The organism is Nocardia sp. NPDC003963 (genome assembly GCF_053605105.1).
Genome location: NZ_JBSGIP010000110.1, coordinates 1 through 3,388 on the forward strand (window position 1 = coordinate 1; position 3,388 = coordinate 3,388).

A 3,388-nucleotide genomic window follows, 5' to 3' on the forward strand; every position below is an offset into this window, starting at 1 on the left:
AGTCCGTTCGATGCGGGTCGGCGGATGTATCGCACGGGTGACCTGGTGCGCTGGGCGCACGCCCGGACCGATTCGGATACCGATCCGCAGCCGGTCCTCGAGTATCTGGGTCGTACCGATTTCCAGGTGAAGTTCCGTGGTCAGCGGATCGAGCTGGGTGAGATCGAGTCGGCTGTGTTGGCGCAGTCGGTGGTGAGCCAGGCTGTGGTGACGGTGGCGGCGTCGGATCTGGGTGAGCAGCTGGTGGCCTATGTGGTGCCCGCGCCCGGTGCGCGGATCGAGTCCGGTGTGTTGCTGGATGCGCTGCGTGAGGTGCTGCCGGTTTATATGGTTCCGGCTGCGGTCATGGAGCTGGACGCGTTCCCCTTGAACACCTCCGGGAAGCTGGATCGTAAGGCGTTGCCGGCGCCGGTGTTCGAGACCCGGGAGTTCCGGGCGCCGTCGACGCCGATCGAGGAGATCGTCGCCGGAGTCTTCGCCGACGTGCTCGGTGTGCAACGCGTCGGTGCCGACGACGACTTCTTCGCCCTGGGTGGTAACTCGCTGATCGCGACCCAGGTCGCGGCCCGGCTGGGGGCGGCCTTGGACACCAAGGTCGCGGTGCGGACGCTGTTCGAGGCTTCCACCGTGGCCGCGCTGGCCGCTGCGGCCGAGTCCGCTTCGGGGCGTGGTGATCTGCCGGTGCTGGCGCGGCGGGAGCGGCCGGAGCGGGTGCCGTTGTCGTTGGCGCAGCAGCGGATGTGGTTCCTGAACCGGTTCGATCAGGAGTCGGCGGCCTACAACCTGCCGATGGCGATCCGGTTGTCCGGTGAGCTGGATGTGGACGCGTTGCGCGGCGCGGTCGCCGATGTACTCGAGCGGCACGAATCATTGCGCACCCGGTATCCGATGGGTCGGGACGAGCTGCCGTACCAAGAGGTCCTGCCGGTCGGACGAGTGATCGGCAGCGGTCTCGAGGTCACCACCGCCACCGATCCGGTCGCCCGGATCGCCGAGCTGATGTCGGCCGGTTTCGATGTCACCGAGGTGGCGCCGGTGCGGATCCTGCTCCTCGCGATCGGTTCCGGTGAACACGTACTGGCGATGGTGGTGCACCATATCGCCGCCGACGGTTCATCGGTGGGCCCGCTCACGCGGGACCTGATGATCGCGTACGCGGCCCGGACCGCCGGTGAGCTGCCGGGGTGGTCCGCACTACCGGTGCAGTACGCCGATTACGCGCTGTGGCAGCGCGAACTGCTGGGCGACGAAGCCGATCCGGAATCCCTGGCCGCCGCACAGCTCACCTACTGGCAGTCGGCGCTGGCCGGGGTACCGGATCAGCTGGATCTGCCGACCGATCGGCCGCGTCCGGCGGCGCAGTCCTTCGCCGGCAGCCGGGTCGATATCGCGATCGACGCCGAGATCCATGCGGGGCTGGTGCGGGTCGCGCAGCAGCGGAACGCGACCGTGTTCATGGTCGTGCACTCGGCGCTGGCCGTATTGCTGGCCCGGCTGTCGGGCAGTGACGACATCACTATCGGTACGCCCGTCGCGGGTCGTGGTGAGCGGGCGCTGGATGATCTGATCGGTATGTTCGTGAACACGCTGGTGTTCCGGACCGAACTCGACCGTGCGGAATCCTTCGCCGATCTGCTGCTGCGACAGCGGGAGATCGATATCGCGGCGTTCGCGCATGCGGATGTGCCGTTCGAGCGGCTGGTGGAGGTGCTCAACCCGGCGCGTTCGCAGTCGCGGCATCCGCTGTTCCAGGTCGGTTTCACGTTCCAGAACGTGGCGCAGTCGAGTCTGGAGCTGCCGGGTCTGACGGTATCGGGTGTGGATGTCGACACCGAGATGTCGCAGTTCGACCTGAACCTCGTGCTGGGTGATTCCTACGACGAGACGGGTGCGGCACAGGGGGTGGCGGGTTACCTGACCTATGCCACGGCCCTGTTCGATCACGCCACGGTGGAAGGTTTCGCGGGCCGGTTCGCGCGTTTGCTCCGGGAGATCGTCGACGCGCCGGAAACCGCGGTCGGGGACCTGGAAGTCCTGGCGCCGGTGGAGCGCACTCGGGTGCTGACCGAGTGGAATGCCACCGAGCACGAAGTGCCGGGCGGTCTGCTGTTGGACGGGTTCGATGCCGCCGCTGCGGCGCATCCGGATCGGGTGGCGATCTCGTTCGAGGGGACGAGTCTGTCCTATGGCGAGTTCGCGGGTCGGGTGAATCAGTTGGCGCGGCATCTGATTGCGCAGGGTGTGGGTCCGGAGACTTTGGTCGGGTTGCTGGTGTCGCGGTCGGTGGATCTGGTTGTCGGTATGTATGCGGTGGTGGCGGCCGGTGGTGCGTATGTGCCGCTGGATCCGGCGCATCCGGCGGAGCGGATCGGTTACATCCTGGACACGGCTTCGCCGTTGTGTGTGCTGACTACGACGGTTGATTCCGGTGCGGTGCCCGAGGATTCGGGTGTTCCGGTGCTGGCGTTGGACACTCTGGATGTGTCGGGGTATGCCGACTCTGTGGTGACCGATGTGGATCGGTTGTTGCCGCTGCGTTCGTCGAATACGGCGTATGTGATCTTCACATCCGGTTCGACGGGTCGTCCGAAGGGTGTGGCTGTCGCGCATTCGGCGATCGGTAATCAGGTCGCGTGGATGCTGGCCCAGTACCCGCTCGGTGAATCCGATGTGTACCTCCAGAAGACGGCGACGACGTTCGATGTGTCGTTGTGGGGTTATTTCCTGCCGTTGGCGGCGGGCGCGCATCTGATTGTTGCGACCCCGGACGGTCACCGGGATACGGAGTACCTGGCCCGGGTTATCGCCGAGCGGCAGGTGACGGTGACCGATTTCGTGCCGTCGATGCTGAGCGTGTTCGCCGCGCATACGCCGGCGGAGGCGATCCGGAGTCTCGAGCACGTCTTCGTGATCGGTGAGGCTCTGCCCCCGGAGACCGTGACTGCGATGCATGCGATTTCCGGTGCCGCGGTGCACAACTTGTATGGTCCGACCGAGGCCGCTGTGTCGATCACGTATTGGCAGGCCACGGGTGATGAGACCGTGAGTGTGCCGATCGGTGTGCCGCAGTGGAACAGCCGTGTGTATGTGCTGGATTCGCGGTTGCGGCCGGTACCCGCGGGTGTGGTGGGTGAGTTGTATCTGGCGGGTGATCAGCTGGCGCGTGGTTATGTGACCCGTCCGGATCTGTCCGCGGACCGCTTCGTGGCGAGCCCGTTCGATGCGGGTCAGCGGATGTACCGCACCGGTGACCTGGTGCGCTGGGTCCGGACCGATTCGCATGCTGATGCTCGGCCGGTGCTCGAATATCTGGGTCGTACCGATTTCCAGGTGAAGTTCCGTGGTCAGCGGATCGAGCTGGGTGAGATCGAGTCGGCGGTGCTGGCGC

General features: G+C 66.1%; 1 protein-coding gene. It reads left to right on the forward strand.

Features of this window, described 5'->3' with window-relative positions; all coding sequences use genetic code 11:
• The coding region (locus tag ACWEWT_RS38515) for an amino acid adenylation domain-containing protein (protein WP_452565892.1) at positions 1–3,388 on the forward strand (3,388 nt) is incomplete at both ends.